The organism is Streptomyces vulcanius (genome assembly GCF_042653945.1).
In the GTDB taxonomy this organism is placed as follows: domain Bacteria; phylum Actinomycetota; class Actinomycetes; order Streptomycetales; family Streptomycetaceae; genus Streptomyces; species Streptomyces mangrovi.
In genome coordinates, this window is record NZ_JBHSFK010000067.1 from 21,952 (window position 1) to 43,679 (window position 21,728).

Annotated in this window: 20 protein-coding genes and 5 pseudogenes; 16 read left to right on the forward strand and 9 right to left on the reverse strand. The window is 67.5% G+C overall.

The genetic code is table 11. The features are described from left to right. The first annotated feature begins 52 nt into the window (after nucleotides 1-52). The 4 genes from ACFPIH_RS53300 to ACFPIH_RS53315 are packed head-to-tail and all read left to right on the forward strand — an operon-like array spanning nucleotide 53 to nucleotide 1,907. Nucleotides 53-445: a PAS domain-containing protein gene (locus ACFPIH_RS53300; protein ID WP_381187093.1), complete on the forward strand. Its 393-nt coding sequence runs from the start codon at nucleotides 53-55 to the stop codon at nucleotides 443-445. Continuing rightward, nucleotides 446-646, forward strand: coding sequence for a helix-turn-helix domain-containing protein (locus ACFPIH_RS53305; RefSeq protein ID WP_381187096.1), 201 nt, complete (start codon nucleotides 446-448; stop codon nucleotides 644-646). It abuts the gene before it with no gap. Next, complete coding sequence (locus tag ACFPIH_RS53310; protein WP_381187099.1) at nucleotides 643-1,776, forward strand: aminotransferase class I/II-fold pyridoxal phosphate-dependent enzyme; 1,134 nt, start codon at nucleotides 643-645, stop codon at nucleotides 1,774-1,776. The genes ACFPIH_RS53305 and ACFPIH_RS53310 overlap by 4 nt, the downstream gene beginning before the upstream one ends. Continuing rightward, nucleotides 1,773-1,907 (forward strand): hypothetical protein, encoded by a 135-nt coding sequence (locus tag ACFPIH_RS53315; RefSeq protein WP_385879265.1) that lies wholly within the window; start codon nucleotides 1,773-1,775, stop codon nucleotides 1,905-1,907. The genes ACFPIH_RS53310 and ACFPIH_RS53315 overlap by 4 nt, the downstream gene beginning before the upstream one ends. Nucleotides 1,908-1,923: 16 nt before the next feature. Here the strand turns inward: ACFPIH_RS53315 and ACFPIH_RS53320 are convergent, their stop codons facing one another. Further along, nucleotides 1,924-2,520 (reverse strand): TetR/AcrR family transcriptional regulator, encoded by a 597-nt coding sequence (locus tag ACFPIH_RS53320; RefSeq protein WP_381187101.1) that lies wholly within the window; start codon nucleotides 2,518-2,520, stop codon nucleotides 1,924-1,926. Between the two features lie 690 nt (nucleotides 2,521-3,210). Here ACFPIH_RS53320 and ACFPIH_RS53325 point away from each other — a divergent pair. Genes ACFPIH_RS53325 through ACFPIH_RS53335 form a run of 3 tightly spaced genes read left to right on the forward strand, consistent with a single transcriptional unit; the run spans nucleotide 3,211 to nucleotide 7,239 of the window. Next, nucleotides 3,211-4,902, forward strand: coding sequence for a CocE/NonD family hydrolase (locus ACFPIH_RS53325; RefSeq protein WP_381187104.1), 1,692 nt, complete (start codon nucleotides 3,211-3,213; stop codon nucleotides 4,900-4,902). A gap of 5 nt (nucleotides 4,903-4,907) precedes the next feature. After that, nucleotides 4,908-6,791: an MOSC domain-containing protein gene (locus ACFPIH_RS53330; protein WP_381187106.1), complete on the forward strand. Its 1,884-nt coding sequence runs from the start codon at nucleotides 4,908-4,910 to the stop codon at nucleotides 6,789-6,791. Nucleotides 6,792-6,804: 13 nt separating this feature from the next. Further along, complete coding sequence (locus ACFPIH_RS53335) at nucleotides 6,805-7,239, forward strand: cupin domain-containing protein (RefSeq protein WP_381187109.1); 435 nt, start codon at nucleotides 6,805-6,807, stop codon at nucleotides 7,237-7,239. Between the two features lie 162 nt (nucleotides 7,240-7,401). Here ACFPIH_RS53335 and ACFPIH_RS53340 read toward each other — a convergent pair whose 3' ends face one another. The 8 genes and pseudogenes from ACFPIH_RS53340 to ACFPIH_RS53375 form a co-directional block, all read right to left on the reverse strand. After that, on the reverse strand, nucleotides 7,402-7,932 hold the full coding sequence (locus ACFPIH_RS53340; protein WP_381187111.1) for a DUF3500 domain-containing protein: 531 nt from the start codon (nucleotides 7,930-7,932) through the stop codon (nucleotides 7,402-7,404). A 28-nt stretch (nucleotides 7,933-7,960) separates the two neighbouring features. Then, nucleotides 7,961-8,719: pseudogene (locus tag ACFPIH_RS53345) on the reverse strand (DUF3500 domain-containing protein); the annotation flags it as partial. Continuing rightward, a pseudogene (locus ACFPIH_RS53350) lies at nucleotides 8,673-10,007 on the reverse strand (sensor histidine kinase); the annotation flags it as partial. The pseudogenes ACFPIH_RS53350 and ACFPIH_RS53345, both read right to left, overlap by 47 nt. Beyond that, a pseudogene (locus ACFPIH_RS53355) lies at nucleotides 10,004-10,727 on the reverse strand (response regulator transcription factor). The pseudogenes ACFPIH_RS53350 and ACFPIH_RS53355, both read right to left, overlap by 4 nt. A 602-nt stretch (nucleotides 10,728-11,329) precedes the next feature. Continuing rightward, nucleotides 11,330-12,100 carry an SDR family NAD(P)-dependent oxidoreductase gene (locus ACFPIH_RS53360; RefSeq protein WP_381187114.1) on the reverse strand — a complete coding sequence of 257 codons (771 nt, stop codon included), beginning with the start codon at nucleotides 12,098-12,100 and terminating at the stop codon, nucleotides 11,330-11,332. 158 nt (nucleotides 12,101-12,258) lie between these two features. Further along, nucleotides 12,259-13,200: an SDR family NAD(P)-dependent oxidoreductase gene (locus tag ACFPIH_RS53365; protein ID WP_381187117.1), complete on the reverse strand. Its 942-nt coding sequence runs from the start codon at nucleotides 13,198-13,200 to the stop codon at nucleotides 12,259-12,261. 782 nt (nucleotides 13,201-13,982) lie between these two features. Next, nucleotides 13,983-14,816 (reverse strand): SDR family oxidoreductase, encoded by an 834-nt coding sequence (locus ACFPIH_RS53370; RefSeq protein ID WP_381187121.1) that lies wholly within the window; start codon nucleotides 14,814-14,816, stop codon nucleotides 13,983-13,985. A 117-nt stretch (nucleotides 14,817-14,933) separates the two neighbouring features. Further along, nucleotides 14,934-16,151: a cytochrome P450 gene (locus ACFPIH_RS53375; RefSeq protein ID WP_381187124.1), complete on the reverse strand. Its 1,218-nt coding sequence runs from the start codon at nucleotides 16,149-16,151 to the stop codon at nucleotides 14,934-14,936. 182 nt (nucleotides 16,152-16,333) lie between these two features. Between ACFPIH_RS53375 and ACFPIH_RS53380 the strand changes: the two genes are divergently transcribed. From ACFPIH_RS53380 to ACFPIH_RS53420, 9 genes and pseudogenes are all read left to right on the forward strand, one after another. Beyond that, nucleotides 16,334-16,966, forward strand: a complete 633-nt coding sequence (locus tag ACFPIH_RS53380) for a TetR/AcrR family transcriptional regulator (RefSeq protein ID WP_381187125.1) — start codon at nucleotides 16,334-16,336, stop codon at nucleotides 16,964-16,966. Nucleotides 16,967-17,137: 171 nt separating this feature from the next. Next, complete coding sequence (locus ACFPIH_RS53385) at nucleotides 17,138-17,341, forward strand: ferredoxin (protein WP_381187128.1); 204 nt, start codon at nucleotides 17,138-17,140, stop codon at nucleotides 17,339-17,341. Beyond that, nucleotides 17,338-17,649 (forward strand): annotated as a pseudogene (locus tag ACFPIH_RS53390) (NAD(P)/FAD-dependent oxidoreductase); the annotation flags it as partial. The gene ACFPIH_RS53385 and the pseudogene ACFPIH_RS53390, both read left to right, overlap by 4 nt. Then, nucleotides 17,642-17,791: pseudogene (locus ACFPIH_RS53395) on the forward strand (hypothetical protein); the annotation flags it as partial. The pseudogenes ACFPIH_RS53390 and ACFPIH_RS53395, both read left to right, overlap by 8 nt. A gap of 80 nt (nucleotides 17,792-17,871) precedes the next feature. Further along, nucleotides 17,872-18,438 carry an FAD-dependent oxidoreductase gene (locus ACFPIH_RS53400; protein WP_381187138.1) on the forward strand — a complete coding sequence of 189 codons (567 nt, stop codon included), beginning with the start codon at nucleotides 17,872-17,874 and terminating at the stop codon, nucleotides 18,436-18,438. Between the two features lie 163 nt (nucleotides 18,439-18,601). Then, a complete protein-coding gene (locus ACFPIH_RS53405; protein ID WP_381187130.1) occupies nucleotides 18,602-19,840 on the forward strand; it encodes a cytochrome P450 in 1,239 nt (412 codons plus the stop codon). A 59-nt stretch (nucleotides 19,841-19,899) separates the two neighbouring features. After that, nucleotides 19,900-20,133 (forward strand): SDR family NAD(P)-dependent oxidoreductase, encoded by a 234-nt coding sequence (locus ACFPIH_RS53410; RefSeq protein ID WP_381187141.1) that lies wholly within the window; start codon nucleotides 19,900-19,902, stop codon nucleotides 20,131-20,133. Beyond that, nucleotides 20,130-20,696 carry an SDR family oxidoreductase gene (locus tag ACFPIH_RS53415; RefSeq protein ID WP_381187133.1) on the forward strand — a complete coding sequence of 189 codons (567 nt, stop codon included), beginning with the start codon at nucleotides 20,130-20,132 and terminating at the stop codon, nucleotides 20,694-20,696. The genes ACFPIH_RS53410 and ACFPIH_RS53415 overlap by 4 nt, the downstream gene beginning before the upstream one ends. 47 nt (nucleotides 20,697-20,743) lie before the next feature. Next, nucleotides 20,744-21,208: an RICIN domain-containing protein gene (locus tag ACFPIH_RS53420; protein WP_381187144.1), complete on the forward strand. Its 465-nt coding sequence runs from the start codon at nucleotides 20,744-20,746 to the stop codon at nucleotides 21,206-21,208. Nucleotides 21,209-21,728: the final 520 nt, after the last annotated feature.

The window sequence follows — 21,728 nt, forward strand, 5'->3', positions numbered from 1 at the left end:
TCCCTGCTTCTCGGTGTCCACGTCATGGTCAACCGCACGACCTGGGAGGACTGTGCCTTCTCAGCGGACGAAGCTCCCTCCGTCGCGCAGGCTGCGCGGGCCGGACAGCGACCGGATCCTGGCCATCTGGAATCCGATGAGCTCCCGAGGCCCGGGAGATCCGTCGATGCTGGGCGAACGGGATTCACCCGATCCGTCGGCCCGGGACGTGTTCGGCCCGTACGAGAAGCTACTCGCGGACGGCTGGCGCCTGTCGTCGGTCAGCGCCGTCCTGCGCGACCCAGACGGAGAGGCGTCCGTTGTCTTGTGCGTGAACCTGGACCGCACGCCGCTGGAGCAGGCCGCAGCCATCCTGTTCGCATTCGGCGCTCCGAGCGTGGCCCGGCCGGAGGCGCTGTTCGAACAGGACTGGAACGAGCGCGTCCAGCACATCGTCGGCACGTAAGTGCACGAGTGCGACCGCCCGGTCGAGCGGCTGACCCGCACCGACCGCCTGGCCGGCCTCGCCCGGCTGGATCAGGTCAAGGTCTTCGCCGTACGCTGTGCCGCTCCCGTCGGCGCCGGCATCCTGCGGATCTCCCGATCGACCCTCTATGGCCTGCTGGCCGAACTGAGAACACCAAACGCAAAGGACGGAACGACATGACCCGGCTGCCGGACTTCCGCCTGGAAGCCCACTTCTCCCAGTGGGAGTTCACCGCGCGGTACCACATGACCGCCTCCGACGTCCAGACCATGACCCTCAGCGAGCTGCTTGCCCTGGCTGACGACCAGGACCGGGCCGCGTTCGAGAACCTGTCCTTGGGCTACACCGAGACCTTCGGCGATCCGGCCCTGCGCGAGGCGATCGCCCAGACGTTCGTGCGGGCCGACGCCGCCGACGTCATCTGCTTCGCGGGTGCCGAGGAAGCCCTCTACTTGGCGATGAACGTCCTACTGGACTTGGGCGACCACGCGGTTGTGGTGACACCGAACTACCAGTCGGCCGAGACCGTGCCGCTGGCACTGTGCGAGGTCACCGGCGTCGCCCTCGATCCCGACCGCGATTGGGCCCTGGACCTCGACGCGGTGAAGGCGGCGATCCGCCCGAACACCCGAGTCGTGTCGGTGAACTTCCCCAACAACCCCACCGGAAAGATCATCAGCCCCGCCGACTTCACCGAGCTGGCGCGGCTGTGCGACGAGCGCGGCATCCACCTGTTCAGCGACGAGGTCTACCGCGGCCTGGAACGCGACCCGGATCGCATACTGCCGCAGGCCGCCGACCTGTCCGCGCGTGCCCTGTCGCTGAACGTGACCTCCAAGTCCCTGGGCCTGCCGGGCCTGCGGATCGGCTGGATCACCTGCCGCGACCGGGCCCTGTTGTCCCGGCTGGAGCGGGCCAAGCACTACACCACCATCTGCAACTCCGCGCCCAGCGAGGTCCTGGCCCGCATCGCGCTCAAGGCCCGCACCACGATCCTGGAGCGCAACCGAGCCCTGATTGCCAAGAACCTGCCGGTGTTCGACGCGTTCTTCGCCGAGTTCCCCGACGACTTCGAGTGGCAGGCGCCGGACGGCGGCTGCATCGCCTATCCCCGCTACCACAGCCCGGAAGGAGTGGAGGAGTTCTGCACCCGTCTGGTGGAGGAAGCCGGCGTCCTGCTGCTGCCCGCCAGCACTTACCGCTCTGAACTCACCCCCACCCCCACCGACCGATTCCGGATCGGCGTCGGCCGCCGCAACCCGGAAGAGGGCCTGGCCGCGTTCGCGCAGTGGATGCGAGGAGACCGATGACTCCGTCTGTCTTCGATACAGCGGCCATCTGGCGGGCCGCCGCCCCGGACGCGCTTGTCGCCCACGGCCGCACCATCATGCCGCCCGAGATCGGGGTAGCCGGTAATCTCCGCCGGACCCATGAGGGCTGACGGTTGGCTGGCCGGCTCAGGCGTTCACGCGGGGGACAGCAGGCATCGAGAGCAGCGCCAGGAACCGGTCGAGAGCCCGCAGTTGACGCTCCACGGTCCAGATCTCCGGATGCTCCACCGCCGACAGAGCCATGCCGGTCGTCCATGAGCGCACCAGGTCCAACGTCACCTCGAACTCTTCATCCCTCACGAAGCCCTCGATGCCCTGGGCGAGGATCGCCCTCATGGCTGGTTCCAAGCGTGTGATGCAGTCGTCGACGGCCGCGTTGGCGTCCCGGTGAGCGACCAGCGCGATGCGCCCCCGCTCCCTGATCAAGGTCTCCTCGTCGACAGGCAGGAACCAGAGGAGAGCTGCGTGCAGCCGCTCTTCGGGATCGGCGATAGCGGCGAGTTCCCTGGCGAACTGGTCCGATTCGGTGAAGAAGTGGTCAAGTATGCCCGTGATGAGCACATCACGGTTGGGGAAGTAGTGGGTGACGAGCGTGATCGAACCGCCTAGCTGCTTGGCAAGGTTCCTCAAGGTGAGCTTAGTAAACCCGCCTTCGCCCAGAAGTCGCACCGCCGCGTCAGTGACCTCTTTCGCGCGCAGCTCCGGATCGACGTACTTCGGCATGCTTCCTCCCCGTCCGCTGGACGGTGTCCGCGCCCCTTGCGTTCACCCCGCCAGTTTCGTACATCAGACATTACATGAAAGTTGCGAGCTCTCCTCGCGGGTGTGGCAGCGCCCGGCTGCCAGGTGCCGGGACGCAGGCTTGGGCAATGCGACCGCCGAGAGTTGAGCCACCCGATCGCAGCAGTCGGGTCGGTCGTGGCGCGGTGGCCGGCGTTGGGGCTGCCTTCGCTGCTTTCGCCTGCGGCGCCGCACTGGATCGCCGGTTGGGGGCGGCGGCGGGAATCTGACGGCGGCCTCGGACATGGTGAGGGGGCGTGCCGGTGCTGTGGCTGGGGCGCCCCTCTTGCGGTAATGTAGAGCAAGTTATATAATGCATGCTATGCGACCTGCTGGGTGATCGATTTCGCTTCAGGTGCTGGGCACGCCTTCGCGTCCTTGCAGCCTGCCAGGGCCCCATGGGCGGCCCGTGGCAGCACAGCTCTCATAGCCCGCCGACAGGAGACCTCGATGGGCAGCGAATTCCTTGAGAGGGCATCTTCGACGCCCATGGCAACGTCCAGGTCGTAACAGGCGCCGGACGAACACCGCAGGACAGGGGTCAGCGACCGTGTCTCGCAGGCGGTAGGAACCTAAGTCGCGCGGGGGTGGCCTGATGCCACGGAACTTCCTCTTGAACGGAGCGTCACCACGGTGCCCATCGCCACCCGACACATCGGCCCAGCCCCTCTGAGCGCGGCAGCCGAACAGCACATGGTGCCCATGCGGGACGGCGTCGAACTAGCCACCGACGTCTACCTCCCCGCCTCACCGGACCGCTGCCCCACGGTGCTGGTCCGGCTGCCGTACGACAAAAACAGCCGCTACTGCTTCATGGAGCAGATCGCCGCGCAATTCACCGCGCGCGGCTACGCCACGGTCGTCCAGGACGTCCGCGGCAAGTTCCGCTCCCAGGGCGAGACCGAGCCGTTCGTGACCGAGTCCGACGACGGCTACGACACCATCGAGTGGATCACCCAGCAGCAGTGGTCCGACGCTGTCGTGGGCATGTGCGGCGACTCCTACTTCGGCTTCACTCAATGGGCCGCGGTCACCTCCGGTCATCCGGCCCTGAAGGCGATCGTGCCCCGGGTCACCTCCATGGAACTGGCCGTGGTGGTGCCGCGCTGGCATCCGGAGCGGATCGTCACCCTGTACGGGGCGGAGTACCTCGCCGACTACTGGGCATCCCGCGACATCGTTTACACCCCGATCGACTACGACCGCCGACCCGTCCTGGAAGCGTTCGAGGAGGCGTTCAGCGCGTCAGGAAGCAGGTCGGCGGCTTTCGACAGCTGCGTACCGCATCCCCAGCCCGCCGAGCCGTACCCCCGCGGGCACCCCTTCCAGGCGCCACCGGTGGCGACGCTGCACGGGGTTGGCTGGTTCGACAACCTGCTGGGCGAGTCCATGCGCGACTACACGGCCATGGCGGCACACCTCGCCTGGGGTCCCCTGACCTACCTGCACGCCGACTCCATCGACCACGAGAACAACCAGCTCGCTCACGCGCCCGTACAACCGGAGAACGACCACAGCACCGACGATGCGGCACTGCGACGGACCGTCGCACACTACGTCGCTCCGGTGCTGGAGTTCTTCGACGTGTTCCTCAAGGAGGAGCAGCCCGTTGAGGCGCTTCCACGGGTGCGCTGGCACCTGGGCCATGGGGGCTTCCGTACCTCCACGAGCTGGCCGCCGCCCCGGGCGCGCGAGATGGTGCTGTATCTGGCCGAGCCCGAGTCGGCGGTACGGGACGCGCACGGCGGCTCGCTGCGCGCGCACCAGGAGGCGCCTGCCGACCCGCCGCGGGCCGTGAGATGGACGCACGATCCGCGCGACCTGGTGCCCAGCGTCACCGGGGATCCCTTCTCGGCGCTGCGCGAATGGGTCGACGAGAGCGAACTCCAGTCCCGCTCCGACGTCCTGACCTTCACCGCAGCTCCGGTCTCCACACCGCTGGACCTGGCGGGCCCGGTACGCGCCGAACTCACCGTCGACTCCACCGCACCCGGCATGCATCTGTTCGCCAAGCTCTTCGACGTCTTTCCCGACGGTACGGCCCACATGCTCGTCCGTGGACAGGCGGTACTCCCGCCCCACGGCGGCGGGGCCGACGTCGGCCCCGCCGAGATCGACCTCGGGCACACGGGCTACCGGATCCGTCCGGGCCACCGCCTGCGCCTCCAGCTGGCGTGCAGCGACTTCCCGCACTACCTCTGGCATCCCGGTACCGAGGAAAACCCGTGGCTGGCGGCACGGGGGCGCCCCAGCACACAGACGCTGTTCCTCGGCGGCGGTCTCCCCGGCCAGGTGTGGATAACCGTGCTCGGAACGGAGGAATGAGGGCCGTGCAGACTGACTCGTTTCAGGTCTCAGGGCGCGGCTCGGAGGCCGGACCGCAGTTGGTCGGCATCGGGCGTTATCCGGTCAAGGGACTGGGAGGTGAGTCACTCGACGAAGCCTTCCTGGGCTCGGACGGCCTCCGCTTCGACCGTCTGCTCGGCCTGGCCAACGACGTGATCCCGCTGGAGAGTTTCGGCAGCTGGACGAGTTACGAGGCATTCCACGCCCTTGACGCCAGACCAGACCTCGGCGGCTACTCGGCTCGCGTCTCGTCCGTTGCTGCGGGAGCACCTGCGGGCGCGGAAGGTGCCGAGGTCGTGCTCACGGCGCGGGACGGCGAAGAACTGCGGGTCGGACTTCGGGAGGACGGCCGGCTCGACGACGACGAGTTCGTCGGATCGCGGATCCAGGACTGGTTCGGTTCCGCGGGCAGGACGGCGCGACTGGTCTCCTCGGGCAGCCATCTGTGGGATTTCGCCGACGCCCCGATATCGATCATCAACCTCGCCACCGTCCGTGACATTGCACGCGTCGCGAGGACCCCGCTCGATCCACGGCGGTTCAGAGCCAACCTGTATGTCGACGGCCTGCCCCCGTGGGCGGAGTTCGGGCTCCTGGGTACGCGACTGCGCATCGGTGAGGTCGACCTCGATGTGCTGCGCCCCGTAGAGAGATGCAGGGCAACGGCGGTCGACCCCGACACCGGAGGCACCGAGGTCAATGTCCCGGGCATCCTCGCCGGCCACTTCGGCCATCTCCACTGCGGGGTCTATGCCCAGGTCAGGACGCCGGGCAGCATCAAAGTCGGCGAACACGCGCACGTCGGCCCACGCCGCCCGCTCACGTACGCGATGCGGGGACTGAGCCAGGCGGAGATCGTGTCGGCGCCACGGATGGCCAGGGTGACCTCGGTGAGCCGGGCGGCCACCACCGCCACGAGCATCGAGTTCGAGGAACCGAGCCCCACTCTCGCGACGGCCCGTCCCGGCCAGTACCTGCGGGTGCACCGTACGGATCTGGACGCTCCGGGATGGCGCAACTACACGATCAGCCGCGCCGGTGACGGACCCGCCCGCATCACCGCGGAGTACCGCGAGGGCGGCGTCGTGTCGCCGTGGCTGTCCGGTCTGCGCGAGGGCGAACACGTCCTCGTCAGCGGCCCGTTCGGGGACGCCGTCATCGACGCGGACAGCGACCGCCCGCTCCTGGTCCTGACAGCGGGCATCGGAATCACTCCGGCGCTCGCCACGGCCCACGCCCTGGTGGCCGCCCGCAGCGAACGCCCGGTGAACTTCGTGCACGTCGTCCGCGACCTCGAAAGCCTTCCGCACTGGGACGAACTCCAGGAAGCAGCCGCACAGTTGAGCCGGGTCCGCATACACCTGTACGTGACGCGGCCACGGCCCGAGGACGCCGCGGTGGAACATCGCCGCGGACGTCCTGACCGCGCTCTCATCACAGGCATCCTGACGGATCCGCCATCCACCGAGGTCCACCTGTGCGGGCCCACGTCGTTCGTGACCGCCATGAGGACAACCGTCCAGACGGCGGGTGTACCGGCGAGTTCGATCCGGTACGACGCCTTCTACTCGCCGAGGACCGTGGACGTCACCCCCCGGCCGGCGCCGCACACGGGGCCGTTCCAGGTGACCTATCGGCCGTCGGGAACGACCGCCAAGTGGACTCCCGAGTCGGGAACGCTTCTCGAACTGGCGGAGTCCCTGGGACTGACGCTGCCCGCCAGTTGCCGTGCCGGGGTGTGCGGGACGTGCGCCGCAACGGCCCACGGCCCTACTGCCTACCTGGTCGACCCGCTCATGGAACCCCGAGATGGACAGGTTCTGCTCTGTGGCTCGGTTCCTGCGGCGGACCTCGTGATCGAAGGCTGACGGTTTCGGCGACATGCGAAGCGCGAGCACGCTGACTTGTGGCGGCAAGAAGTTCATGCCGAGACAGTCGAATCGACGAGAGTTGGAAGATCTTGAATCCGAGGGTGGTGTCGTGATGGACCGTTGCGTCAACTTGCACGAGGCGGAGCTCGACCCGTTGCCGCTGGAAGAGAACGACATTCTCGCGGGACGCCCGGCCGCGGCCGTGAAGGCTCTGGGAGAGTTCAGCGGTACGGAATTCGGCGTGTGGTCGTTGACATCCGGCACGGTCCGCGACGTCGAGGTCGACGAAGTGTTCGTCGTGCTTGAGGGAGATGCGACTGTGCGGTTCGAAACCGGAGAGAGTATCGAGCTCACCCCCGGCGTCTTCGTACGCCTGCACGCGGGGGAACGGACCGAGTGGGAGGTCCGCTCCCTCCTCCGCAAGCTCTATGTGGCAGCCGGCTGAGGGCGTAGAGGAGTGGGCATCGTGGCGGCGCCTGACTCTCGGGCCCCAACTGCGGAGTGGCCCTCTCCACTGGGCGAGGGCTCCGGCCGGGCGCGTGCCGGTCGGAGCCCTCGTAGTGACGGAAAGCAATCGAGTGGCTATGTCACTGGTGGTGCGGTGGCGTCAGGTAGTGCTGCCTGAGGAGCTCCTTTCCGTAGTCGTTGCCGTTGGGCGTGCGGATGATGGAGTGAACGTGCTTCTGGGTCGGGCCGCTGCCCTGGGTGGCGCCGTACGCGCCCGCAAGCGGACCGGGAATCTGGCGTCGACCTCGACCCAGATGACCGGGCTGTGCACCCGGACGTAGAAGGCAGAGTCGTCGGCGGTGCCGCCGGCCCAGGTCACGTAGGTGTTGTCGAGGTGCTTGCGGACCTCGGCCATCCGCACCTCGGCGACATCGGCCTTGGCGCGTCCGACGAATACCTCGACGATGCCGAGGCGCTTCTTCTTCTGGGCGGTGGTGAACTTGCTGCCGCGCAGGCCCGTGTATTCCTGAACCGTGTTGTCGGAGAAGGCTCCCGCCTTCATCGACTCGTTCGACTTGGTCGAGGACTCGATCGCGACCGCCTGCTGCGCCGCCGTGAGGGAGTTGAGGAAGGTGAGGCCGGCGACGACCTCCTCGTGGCAGACGGTCACGGTCTCGCTGTCGATCTCCATCGAGGTCGGTTCGGAGCCCCAGAAGCAGGGGCACGACCTGGTCGCCGAGGACGAAGTAGTTGACGACCAGGTGGTGGCCGTCGAACTGGAAGCCCCAGGGTTCGGTCGTCGACGGGGTGCCCATCAGGGTCCAGTAGTAGGCGTCCTCGTTGAAGGAATCGGTGTTGTTGATCGCCTCGCCGGCCGCCTGGTTGATCTGGCGGATCTTCTCAGTGGTCTCCAGCCCGTCCGCACCGAGCGCCGACCGCAACAGGGCGGTGCCCAGAGCCTTCTGAGTGCCCGTCATGTCCGCGAGGGTGACGCCTTGGCGTTCGTAGGAGTCGATGTTGCTCCACCGCCGCCACTCGGTGGAGTGGATCGTGAACTGCGTCGAGGCCTTTTGTGCGTCGGTCAGTCCGGCAAGGAAGGCCTTCGCGGCGGCGATCACAGGGGCGGTCGCGACACCTGTGGAGTGGACCGTGTAGAGGTCGTCGATCCGTTTGCCGTCGGTGGTCAGGCCGAAGAAGTCCTCGGTGATCGACTGGTTGCCGGGGCCGCCGCCCGGGCCGCCGCTGGGCGCCCCGCTCGGAGCGGCGGAGGCGGATGCTGTCGCGTCGGCCGTGACAGTGCCGGTGACGTCGTCGGCCATTGCGGCCCAAGCTCCGGAGCCGCCCATGGTCGCGACGGCCGTGGCGCCGGACGCGAAGAAGACCTTGCGCATGAAGTTGCGGCGGCTCGCGTGGGCGCGGCGGCCGGTCTCCGACTGCGGTTCGTGCGCCGTGGGCTCCCCGGGGTCGATCTCGGGCATTGTCGCTGTCTCCCTTCGTCGTTGGCGCGTCCATGTCGGGTGGGATGCCGGGCCCGTCGTCGGCCACCCGGATGAAGCGCGAGTGCTCCGTCGTCTCGACGGTGGTGATGACCGTGGTGCCGGGCTGTGTGTGCGTACGGGCGTTGGCCAGCAGGTTGCCCACGACCTGGTGCAGTCGCGCCGCGTCGCCGGTGACCTCCGCCGGGGCGTCAATCAGCAGGGCGAGCTGCCAGTGGTGTTCGCCTCCGGCGGCCCGCGCGTCCCACACCGCTTCGGCGAACAGGGCCGTGAGATCCACCTCGGCGCGCTTCATCGGACGCCCCTCGTCGAGGCGGATGAGCAGGAGCAGATCCTCGACCAGACCGGACATGCGCATGGACTCGGTTGAGACGCGGCGCCAGGCGAGCCGGGGTTCGATCCTCTCGGTGCCACGGTTCATCAGTTCCGCGTAGCTGACGATCGAGGCGAGTGGAGTACGCAACTCGTGGCGGGCGTCGGAGAGGAAGCGGCGCATGCGCTCCTCGGTGCGCTGGCGCTCGGCGAGCGAGGACTCGACGTGGTCGATCATGCGGTTGAGGGCGGCGCCGACCTGGCCGGCCTCGGTCGCAGGGTCGGTGTCTCCTCTGGGCACACGGATGAGGCCGGTGGCCTCGCCGTGGCCCAGCGGGGCGCGGGAGACCTCGACGGCGGTGGCGGCGACCCGTCCCAGCGGCCGGAGTCGGCGTCGGATGAGGACGGCACACACGCACCCGGCGACAGTGAGCCCTACGACCGCCACACCGGCCTCGACCACGACCAGGTCGCTGATCATGTCCTGAACATCATCCATCGGCAGGCCCACGAGCACGGGGATGCCGTCGCCGCTGATGGCCGTGATGCGATAGGTGCCCAGCCCGGGGACGGTCCGGGTGTGGAGGGATCCGTCGGTGGAAATGCCGCCGAGTGCGCCGAGTTGGGCGGTCGTGAGGGGCTGTGGCACGGCGTTCTCGTCGACGACTTCGGCGGCGGCGACGTTTCCCTCGCTGTCGAGCCGGGCGGCCATCGTGCCGACGGGCTGCCCTCGCTCGCTGAGGAACCCCAGGTCCGTGGCGTCTCCGGTGCGCCGCTGAAGCCCGCCCTGGCCGCGCTCCGCGGCATCGGTGACTCGCTGGTCCAAGTTCCCTAGCAGGTAGGTGCGTTGGGCGTAGACGGTCGTGAGGGCCATCGCCGCGCACACCACGGCGAGGGTGAGGCCGATGAAGAGCAGCAGACGGGTCCGCAGCGAGCGCCCCCGCAGCCGGATCCTCATCCTGCCTCCTCGGCCGGTCTGATGGTGTATCCCATCCTGCGCAGCGTACGGAACATCGGCGCCCGGCCTTTGTCGATCTTCTTGCGCAGGTGGGAGATGTAGGCCTCCACAAGGTTTCCGCCGGCGTCGAAGGACCTGCTCCAGACGTGATCGAGGATCTGGGCCCTGCTGAGCACCTGGCGCGGTGGCTCATCAGCAGCCACAGCAGGTCGAACTCCTTGGCGGTGAGCTCGACGGGAGCGCCGTCGCGGTGCGCTTCACGGGTCTTCTCGACCAGCACCAGGCCCCCGAGGGTCAGCACGGACTCACCGGCCTTCGCGTCCTCGACGCCGGCGCGGCGCAGCAGACCGCGCAGCTGCAGTACAACCTCCTCCCACGAGAAGGGCTTCGTGACGTAGTCGTCCGCGCCCGCCGAGAGTCCCTCCATGCGATGCTCCAGGGCGTCCCGGGCGGTGAGCATGAGAACCGACAGGCGGGGATTCTCGTACCGCAGACGCCGCACACCTGCACGCCGTCGAGGCCCGGCAGCATCCCGTCCAGGATCACGGCGTGCGGGGCACAACCGCGCGCCACCCGCAGCGTGCTCTCCCCATGGACCGCCGGACAGGCCCGCCAGCCCGCGTCGGTGACGGCCACGGTCAATGTCTCGACGAGTCCGGGCTCGTCATCGACGACCAGCACACGAATTGGGTCCTCGTGGCTGTCGGTGATGCCAGACATGATTCGACCCTTTCGGAGTTCACTGGGAGGTCTCTGTGCTGCGACTTGGTGAGATCTGTGAGTAGGTGCCGGAGGGGCAGCAGCGACAAGTCAGGTGGGCGGCAGAGCGGACCACCCTCGGAGCGAGATCCGGACCATTTCCGGGCCAGCAACCCGCCGCACGCGTGCGTTTGGTGAACCGGCCCAGGACGTGAGGGTTTCAGGGCCACCCGCCGGCCAGGCTGGCCGGGCGCATACATCAGCGACGCTCGGCGGCCCGGGGGTACGGGCCACCCTTGGTTCGCCGAGGTGGGTCCGCTGGCGTTGGTATGTCCCATTCTGGATTCCACCCGGTACTGGGTCCGTTCGGTCCCCTGACCCAGGACGGCGAATGGTTCGCCCGGCTCAGGGGAGACCCCGCACGTATTCCTGACACTGCGGAGCAGTTACACGACGGCAGGACCAGCTGATGCTGTTCCGTACGGTGTGCAAAGGGCGGTGGGGTGTCTCGGCTACCCATGTGAGGAGAAGAAGGCGAATCTGGAACTCGACCTGCGATCCTGCGACGGGTTTCGGCGACCGCGGGACGGCGCCCCAGGCCACTGTCCTGGCCTGCTGCACCTCTACAACAGTGCGGCGCCAAGCCCTCCGTCGAGCACGAGGGCACCGCCAGTGCAGAACGACGACTGGTCACCGGCGAGGAACAATGCGGCTTCGGCAACCTCTTCCGCAGTGCCGTAGCGACCCTGCTTCTGCTCGATCAAGGCATCGAAGCCGCCAGCGGGCAGGCCGAGGATCTCCTCGACCCGAGGTGCCGCCGGGATCACCAGATCGGTGCTTATGAATCCCGGCAGCAGCGCGTTGACCCGCACGCCGTGCGGGCGCAGTTCGCTGGCGGCCGTTTTGGTGAGGTTCACCACCGCGGCCTTGGTAGCGGCGTAGTGCGCGAGTAGCGGCGTTCCAGTAGTAGCTGTGACGGAGGCGAGTGTGACGATCGAGCCGCCGCCGGAGGCGATGATCGCCGGTGCCGCGTGGCGGATGCTGAGGAAGACTCCATCAAGATTGACCGAGGTGACGGCCCGCCAGGTTGCGAGATCCATCTCCAACAGCGGGCATGGAGATCCGACACCGGCGTTGGGCACCATGATGTGTAGCCCGCCGTGCCGTTCGGCGGTCGCGTCGATCAGCGCCGCAACCTGCCGCTCGTCGCGTACGTCGCAGACCTGGTGCGTGGCACCGGGGATGCCCGCTGCGACCTTCTTGGCCGTCGCCCCGTCGATGTCGGAGACGACGACCGTTGCTCCCGCGGCACCGAATCGTTCGGCGATGGCCCGCCCCAGTCCTCTGCCCCCGCCGGTGACGACAGCGACTTTGCTTTCGAGTGAGTGGTTCATGCTGAGTGGTTCCTTTCTTCGGTGAGTCGAATACGCGGTTCAGCTGAGCGGTGCCGACGTCCTCCGACAGCCTGGTCCGGTGAAGACGGCGTCCGGGCGCAACGCGCGACGACCGCCCCGAACCGACCGGGCGCTCAGGCGCTTCCCTGCCGCTCGCGTCAGCGCCCGGACACGGCCTTGGTGGAGACGTCCCACAAGCGGGCGGCGTCGTCCGGGTCGAGCGCGTAGCCGGCGACGCCTCCGTGGAAGTTGTCCGGGTTCAAGGGCTCGGCTTCGTTGCAGTCCTCGAAGTAGCGGCCGCTGGCGCCGTCGAGCAGCGGAGAGGTCGCGGCCAGGACGGATGTGGCCGCACCCTGCTCAGCCGTCTTCCACGGCAGCTGCGGGGCACCACTCTCCTCGTAGTGGGCCAGCGGTTCGGGATTGATGTGGCGTGTCAGGTTGGTGTGGACAGCGCCGGGCATGACGGCGTTGACGGTGACGCCGACACCGGCCCACCTCCTGGCGGCTTCCACCGCGAACAGCACGTTGGCAGTCTTGGACTGCCCGTATGCGGTCTGCGGGTCGTACGGGCGCCGCTCGAAGTGGATGTCGTCGAAGACGACCGGGGAGAGCCGGTGCTGTGAGGAGCTGACCGAGACGACACGCGCGTCTCCCGCCGCGGCGAGCGCCTGGTGGAGCCCGGTGGTCAGCGCGAAGTGGCCGTAGTGATTGGTGGCGAAGTGTAGTTCCCAGCCCTCCGGAGTGCGGGTCAGCTGTGGCTCCATCACGCCCGCGTTGTTGACCAGGATGTGCAGGGGGCCGTACCAGCCGGCGACGAAAGTAGCCACCGAATCCTGGTCGGCGAGGTCCAGCGATGCGACGAGGACGTCCTTGTTGCCGGTGTCGGCGATGATGTCCTGGGCCGCGCGCTCACCGGCGGCGGGGTTGCGGACCGCCACAGTCACCTCGGCGCCGGCGCTGGCCAGCGCGCGGGCGGTCTCGAGGCCGATGCCAGACGTCGCCCCGGTGACGACGACCCGGCGGCCGGGCAGGGCGACGCCGGACACAACTTCGGTGGCGGTGGACTGGGCCGTGAATCGTGTGGTGAGACGTGTGGTCACTGTCGTGATCCTCTCGATGTGATGTGAAGGGGGGCTGCGCGGCAAGCCGGCTCGCCACCGCACGACCGGCTACTCCGTGGGGTAGGCCCTTGCCCGAGGGCGGATCATGCTCTCCGCTACGAACGACGCCACGAGTCGACCGCCATGGTGGGACGTCGGCGCATCCAAGAGCGAATCCATCAGGGCCGCGGCTGACACGTTGGACGCCTGCTTGTTGAGCAACATGAGAGTTTCCGTCCTTCTCACATCGGGGTGCCTCAGAAGCCGAAACAACGTCAGAAGCCTTTGGGTGTCTACGAGGTGTCGCCGAGCAGTCAGCGCGAGGGCGCTGCGGTACACCGGCACGGCGATCGCTGCGACGGCTACATGCATGAGCAGCAGGGAGATCACCCCGGCAACTCCGCCGTCCCCGAGGAGGAAGGAGTCGGGGACGGCGGACAGCATGACAACTGCCGGGAGGGACGACAAGCGCAGGGGCACTGTGGCGCCGTCGTGGGAGAGGTCCGTGACTGTGTGCGTGCGACCGAAGGGAGCTCGGGCATCTGGAGGCCATGGCTGCAGGGGACGCGTAGGCGGTAGTCCGGACCGATTTCCAGTCGCCGCGCTCTGCCTGGGCTGTGCCACAGCGCTGGATGCAGCCCTCGCCGTCATGGCCTTGGCCAGTTCCGTGTCATAGGCGTAAGGCATGTGGGCTTCCTGAGTAGATCAGGATCCGTGGCCAGGGAATTTGCGACGGTGGCTCCAGTGCTGCTTCCCAGTAGCGGCCGTCGGGCCGCCGGTGGCTAGGCGGCCGACCTCAGCTGGCCGGACCGGAGGGCTGCCACGACGCCGCCGTCGACGAGGAGGTCGGTGCCGGTGACAAAGGTCGAGGCCGGGCCGAGCAGGAAGGCGGCGGCGTCGGCGATGTCGTTGGGTGTGCCCAACCGCCCGGTACCCGACGCGTCGACCATGGCACGCATGTGCTGTCCCGTGTCCCCGGCCAGTTCCTGTCGGCCCATCGGGGTAGAGATGATGCAAGGGCTGATGGAGTTGACGCGGGCGCCACGCTCGCCCCACGTCAGGCTGGCGCCCTGTACGCGGAGCAGGTTGGCGCGCTTGGCGACACTGTAGGCGCTACCCGGGTTGGCGGCCCTTGCCGCGCTCACGTACGGCAGCTCCAGCAGTTCATCGGCGGGGGCATAAGCCAGTGCATGCTCCTCTTGAGGAGTGAGCGACTGCGCCAGGTGGCCGGCCATGCTGGCGATGACGACGCCCGCGCCGCCCGGGGCGATGACACGGCCGAACTCCTCCAGGACCAGGGCGACACCGAGCAGGTCAACCTGGAGGATCGCCGAGGCGGACGCCTGAACTGGCGAGAGTCCCGCGGTGTGGGCGACCTGGGCGACTCTGCCTCGCGCCGCTGCCGCCTCAGCGAGGGCGGTCACCGACACGCGTGAGGAGACGTCGACATGTTGTGCCACGATGTCGTAGTCGTCGCCGCGCAAAGCGTCAGCGGCGGTATCCATGGTGGCCTTGTTGAAGTCGGCCAGAAACACGGTTCTGCCGGTGCCCTGCCGGCGTGCCATCTCCTGCCCCATCCCGCCGACACCAATGACGACGAGTACTTCTCGGTCCACAATGACTCTCCACTTAGCTCTGCCTACGTGATGATTTGGCACGCAATTCAAACCCTTGCGTGGTGGCCGTCGGGGCAACTCCCGGGCCGCTGTGTCCGGCGGTTCCGCCGACCGTGGTCACCACCGCACCGGAAGCTCTGTCAGTCCTCCGACGACGAGTCCTTCCACCCGGCGGAGGTCCTCGGCCGGCACGGCGAGGTCGAGGGTGGGAAGCTTGCGCAGCAGCACATCAAGGACTACCTGCAGTTCGGTGCGCGCCAGCGCCTGCCCCAGGCACGAATGCGGTCCGGCACCGAAGGCCAGGTGCGGGTTCGGGCTGCGGGTGAGGTTCATGTCGCCGGCACCGGCGAACGCGTTCTCGTCGCGGTTGGCCGCGGACATGTCGCACATGACGGTGGTACCGCTGGGGAGCATGGTGCAGGCCACCTCGACTTCTTCTCTGATGTACCGCGGCATGCCGAACCCTAGGTTGGCGTCGTAGCGCAGGGCCTCCTCCACCGCCGAACGGGTCAGTGACCGGTCCGCCAACAGCTGTTCCCAGCGCCGCCGGTCGATCAGCAGCATGGCCACGATCTTGCCGATCATGTTCGACGTGGTCTCGTGCCCGGCGACCAGCAAGCCCTGGCCGGTGGCCACAAGTGCCGCGTCGGGCATGCGCTCGTCCTCGGAATCGCTGGCAGTGATGAGCGCACTGAGCACATCCTCGCCCGGCTCCGCACGCTTGGCGGCGATGTGGACGGCCATGTACTCGGTGAACTCCTCCTGGGCTGCCTTGGCCTCCGCCCCGGTGTACCGGGTCAGGTTGAGCATCGTGTCGGACCAGTGGGAGAACCGGTGCCGGTCGGAGTCGGGGACCCCGAGCATCTCGCAGATCACCCCTACCGGCAGCGGGAAGCCCACGTCGGCTTTGAGATCCGCAGGCTGCCCCCGCTTCACCATCTCGTCGACGAGGCGCTCGGCCATCGCCTCGATCCCCGGCCGCAGCGCGTTCATCCGCTTGGTCGTGAACCATCTCGTGAGCATCCGCCGCCACCGCTGATGCCCCTCGGCGTCATGGGGTATCGCGTCCGACATCTCGTTGTTGAACAACCCACCCTCGGAGTCGGTGATCTGGGCTGCGTCGTCCGCGTGCAGATTCCTGGTGAACCGCGGATTGGACAGCACCTGCTTGACGTCCTCGTAGCGGGTAAGCAGCAGGGCCTCGTCCCCGCTGGGCAGCTTCACCCGCGCGATCGGGCACTGCTGCTGTAACTCCGCCCATTCCGTCGGCGGCTCCAATGCCGCCGGCCTGGAAAGCGGGTAGTCCAGCACCTGCTCACGGTCGTCGTGAGCCACGAGAACCTCCTTCATTGAGTCGCTCTTGGGTCGGCGCGCCTTTCGACGGGGTCGACACTAGGCATTGTTTGCGTATAGTGCAATCAATGCACTGTGTGCCAAATAATGGGAGGGTGGCTCGGAGATGGAAAGATGGCCAGGTCCGCGCCGCACCGAGGGCGGATGCCAGAGCGGGGGAAGTCATGGCAACCCAGCAAGCGCAGCCCAAGCGCGGACGTCCGCGACTCACCGAGCGCCGCCGGGAGCAGAACCGCGCCGAGATCGCGGCGGAGGCGGCCCGGCTCTTCCTGGAACAGGGGGTCGCCAACACGTCCGTAGAGGACATTGCCGAGGCGGCCGGTGCCTCCCGGCGCACCTTCTGGCACTACTTCTCCACCAAGGAGGAGGCCGTCGCCCCGCTGCTGGTGCGCGCACTCAGCCGTGCGACCGAGGCCTTCGAGGCTCGGCCGGAGGAGGAGCCACTCCTGGAGGCTCTTGGTCGGGCCATGATCAGTATCGCGAGGGACGGCATCGACTCGAACGTGGTCGGCATTATTCGGCTGGCACGGGAGGAGCCGGGCTTGCGCCGGGCGTGGCTGCAGGCCACCAGCGACATGGAAACGCGCATGGTCGACGTGATCGCCCGCCGACTCGGCGTGGACTCGCACGGTCTGGCCATCCGGGTCCAGGCTGCCATGATCACATCCGCGATCCGGATCATGGCCGAGGAGTACGCCTGGCACGGCGACGAGTACGGGGACAACGTGCGGAGCATCCTGGAGAAGACCCTGCATCTGGTCACCGAGGGCTTCTCGTCGGCCTCCCAGGGGGCGTGACCACAAGATCGCAGCCCGCCCTGGAACCTGTAGCGCACTCGTCGGCCCCGCAGGGACACAGCAACTGCACGAGGCGGCGAATACCGCGTCCGGTTGATGAGATCCCGGGCGCATTCCGCCAATCCATTCCCACGCGACTCATGTAGTCGTGGGACCACAAGGGGATAAGCCATGATCAGTGTCGCTGTGGACGAGGGCAAATGCTGCGGCGCCGGCACGTGCGTGATGCACGCGCCCGACGTGTTCGATCAGCGGGACGACGACGGCATCGTGATCCTGCTGGACGCGCAGCCCTCCCAAGAACTCCACGCCGCGGTGCGTGAGGCGGCGAGCACGTGCCCCGCCCTGGCGATCGCCGTGACCGAGGAACCATGAACGCGCTCCCCGACAGTGTGCTGGGTGCCGGCGCCGCTGATTTGACCACGGCGGAGGCGTTGCGCCACAAGGGCTACCAGGGGGGCCTGACGGTGCTGGGCGCGGAGCCGCACCTGCCGTACGACCGGCCGCCACTGTCCAAACAGGTTCTCGCCGTGACATGGGGGTTCGGAGAGGCCCAACTGCGTTCCCAAGACACGCTGTTGGCACTGGATGCTGAGTTTATCTGGCCGATCCGGTGGCATGCCTGGACGTCGCGGCACACCGTTCAGACCACCTCAGGCCGTGTCTTGCGGGTCGATGCGATCGTGGTGGCTACGGGGGGCTCTGCCCCGGTTGTCTCCCGGGCAGGACAGGCTGACCGGGGTGCACGTGTTGCGCACCCTGGACGACACGCTGGCGCTGCGGGACGAACTGCTCGCCGAATCCCGGCTGGTAGTGGTCGGGGACGGCGTGCTGGGTGCCGAAATCGCTGCTATCGCATGCGGTATGGGTCTGGACGTCACTCTGTCGGTCCGCAGCCGACCCTCGTGGCATACCAGATCGGGCCCCTGGTCGGCTCCCTGCTGGGCGAGTTACATACCGAGCGCGGGGTCCGTCTCAGGTTCGGCGCTGGCGTGCGTGAACTGGAGGGCAGAGGCGGCCGGTTCACCGGCGTGAGCTTGACCACCGGCGAAGAACAGTCGGACGACATGGTCGCGATCGGCGCCGTCCCGGCGACCGGATGGCTCGCCGATAGCGGCCTGCGGGTGGACAACGGGCTCGTATGCGATTCCCGCTGCCGGGCCGCGGAAGGAATCTGTTTGGTTGGCGACGTCGCCCGCTGGCACAACGGTCGACTCGGCACGTTGCTGCGGCTGGAGAGCCGGACCGACGCCACCGAACAGGCTGGTGCTGTCGCGGGTGACATCCTCGGAGCCGACACCGCGTACTGTCCGGTGCCCTACTTCTGGACCGACCAGTTCGACGCCAGGATCCAGGTACACGGGGCGCCGCATCCTGGTGCCGAAGTGACCACCACGGACGGACACCTCGCCGGTGGGCGTTTCGTCGCGCTCTACCGTCACGAAGGCCGAACCACCCGCGTGTTGGGCTAGAACATGCCCAAGCAGACTCGACTGTGGCGCCAGGAAATCGTCGACGTTCTACCGGGGCGCGCACCCGCCCGCTGAGCACGAACGATCAGCACAGGTCCGACCCGTCGACCACGAGCACCTCGCTCTGTCGAACCCGGCAGGGCTGTCCCCCTAGGGAGAGATTGTGTCCGACAAACAGGCCGACACCGTGAGCGACGCGGCCGCAGAGCTTCCCCAGTACCCGATGCCCAGGTCGAGCGCCTGCCCGTTCGCCCCGCCCCAGGCCACGCTGGCGATGCACGACGAGCAACCGCTGGCGAAGGTGCGGATCTGGGACGGAAGTACGCCCTGGCTCGTCACCCGTCATGCCGACCTGAGGGCAGTTCTCTCCGATCCCCGGGTCAGCGCCAGCGATCGGTGGCCCAACTACCCGTACTTCAACGAGAAGACGGCGGAAGGCGCACAGCACCGTCCAACGACGATCATCAACATGGACGGAGAAGAGCACGCCCGGATTCGTCGGATGCTGACCCGTCCCTTCATGTTCAAACGGATCGCTGCAGTGCGGCCCGCTGTCCAGAAGTCCACCGACGACCTCATCGACACCCTGCTGGCCGGCCCCGCCCCGGCGGACCTCGTCACGGCGCTGGCACTGCCCCTGCCGTCACTGATGATCGGTGAGCTGCTCGGAGTGCCCTACACCGACCACGAGTTCTTCCAGCGCAACAGCTCCCTTGCGATCAGTCCCGAGTCGCAGGAGGAGGGTATACAAGCGATGATCGCACTAATGCAATACCTGGCCGAGATGATTCAGAGCAAAACCGCGAACCCCGAGGAGAACGTGATCTCGGACCTGGCGCAGCGGGTCCAGGCCGGCGAGCTCAGTATCAATGAAGCAGCCGTGCTGGGCGTCACGCTGCTCGTCGCCGGCCACGAGACCAGCGCGAACATGATTGCCCTCGGCACTCTCGCCTTGCTGGAACACCCCGAGCAGCTCGCCATCTTGCGCGACACCGACGACCCGAAGGTCGTCGCAAACGCGACGGAGGAGCTGCTCCGCTACCTGACCATCGCCCATCCTGGCCAACGCCGGACCGCCGCCGAGGACATCGAGATCGGCGGCCAGGTGATCCGCCAAGGTGAGGGAATCATCACGGACCTACCGGCGGCCAACTGGGATCCGGAAGTCTTCCCCGAGCCCGAGCGCCTGGACCTCCACCGCGATGCCCGCCAGCATGTCGCGTTCGCCTTCGGGCCGCACCAGTGCGTGGGCCAGCAGCTCGCTCGCGCGGAGCTCCAGATCGTCTATGGCACGCTCTTCCGCCGCATCCCCACCCTGCGACTGGCGACCACGATCGACCAGATCAAGTTCAAGAGCGAGGAGCTCGCCTACGGCGTACGGACTCTTCCGGTCACGTGGTGACCTGTCAAAGGAGTGCACGGTGAACGGCCTTGATACGACGAGCGCAGTGTCGGGTGGCCGTGGTCACCCGGGCCGCATCCGGAATGGGACTTTTCATCTCCCGTCGTCTGACTGGGCAGGGGCACCGTGTCGCCATGTTCGATGTCCAGGGTGATGCGGTGCGGAAGGTGGCCAAGCATGTGAGCGCGAGCGGCGGCAGCGTGCTGGCGAGCGAGGTGGACGTCACCGACCGCGAAGCGGTCGAGAAGGCGCTGAGCACCGTCCGTGAGGAGTTCGCTCGGTCCAGGTCATGACCGCCTTATGCTTGCCTGGAGGGTTTCGCGCCGGTCGCATAAATCACCCTCTCAGGAGGGGGACCGTGTTCTCGCGGTCAACCTCAACGGTGCGTTTAACTGCTTCCAGCCGGTCGTTCCCGCCAAGTTGGCAGGTTGCTGGGGCAGGGTCGTCACGATCCCGTCGGGTCAGCGCGCGGTCGGATGCACCCAACATGGCGCACTACATGGCAGCGAAAGGCGGGGTCATCGGTCTAGCCAAGAGGCTGGCATACGAACTTGCGCCCCGCGGTATCACTCTCAACACCACCCCGCCCTCGGTCATCAACACGCGCATATCAGTACGGGCTGTTGAGTCGGGCGACATGCCCGGCGCCCACGACGCCGGATACATCACCGGCCAGAGCATCGGCGCCATGGCGGGTTCTGTATGTGACGCAACCATGGAGCCGGGCTGGGACAGCCGTTGGCTGACGACAGGCGGCCAGAGAACGGGAGGCGATCTCCAGCTCCGGTGGCACGCCGGGAACTGGAACAGGTTGTGCCCACGATCACTCTGCAGGCTGCATCCACCGCAGATGTGAGGGAAGGGCAGACGTCGGTTATCGCCAAGCCGATACTGCACACCTGGATGGGCGAGTTCACCTCCACCGGCGACGGCTACTCCAAGGTCTGCAGCGTCAACAGCAGCGAGTTCGTGGAGGTGGCTGGACTCTCTCGCGACCCCGGCGGGAACGTCGCCATCTGGCAGGATGCCAACGTCACCCAGCAGCACTGGGCCGCGACGCCCACCGGTGACGGCCACTGCCTCCTCATCAACCGGTTCAGCGGCATGGCTCTCGGTGTGGCCGGCAACTCGACAGCGGACGGGGCCAACGTCGAGCAGCAGACGTACGAGTCGCAGACTCAGCAGCAGTGGCGTACTCCCCTTCCCAGCGCGACCGGTCGAGTACCTGGACCAAAGGCACGCCCTGGTCTTGACCTACCTGGAGAGGCCCGCGATAGCCACTCCATGTCTCGGCCACCGAGCAGCCAACCCTGCCTGGCCAGTGCAAGGACAAAAGCGAAGCTAAGACCTCTAGCCTTCCCTCCATGACGCATTCCGCTCCGGCACTCCCTCGACCAGCACAGCCGCGGGCTGAGCCGCGGCGCGCTCTACGCCGGGCTGGGGCTGTTGCGGCTACTCAATACGCGCTGGCACTGAGGCCGCTCTTTCGCGGAACCGCCGGGCCCACGGGCTGCGGCGTTCCTGCGGCCCCGGGACGCAGCGCTGCAACAGCTCACCCTCGCTGGTCGGCTGATGGCCGCGGTCTGGGCTCGCGCCTCACCAACTCGTCGATCAGCCGCTCGTCCACTGCTTTCGATAGCATCGGCTCGACCGGTTTCGGATCTTTGGCTTCGTCAGGCCATTGGTGCATCTTCTCTGGGTGGGTGCTACAGCGCACGACTTGCCCTTCCTGATTACGGGTGAGGGAAGGTCTTGCCGGATTCGGATCATCCCTTCGCCTGGGCTCCTCAGCAGACTTGCCCCTCACACTGACGTCAGGTTTTAGCGTAAGGGGGCGGGACGGCGATGCACGCCGGATATCCCGAAGCACACTGTGTAGGAGTTGACG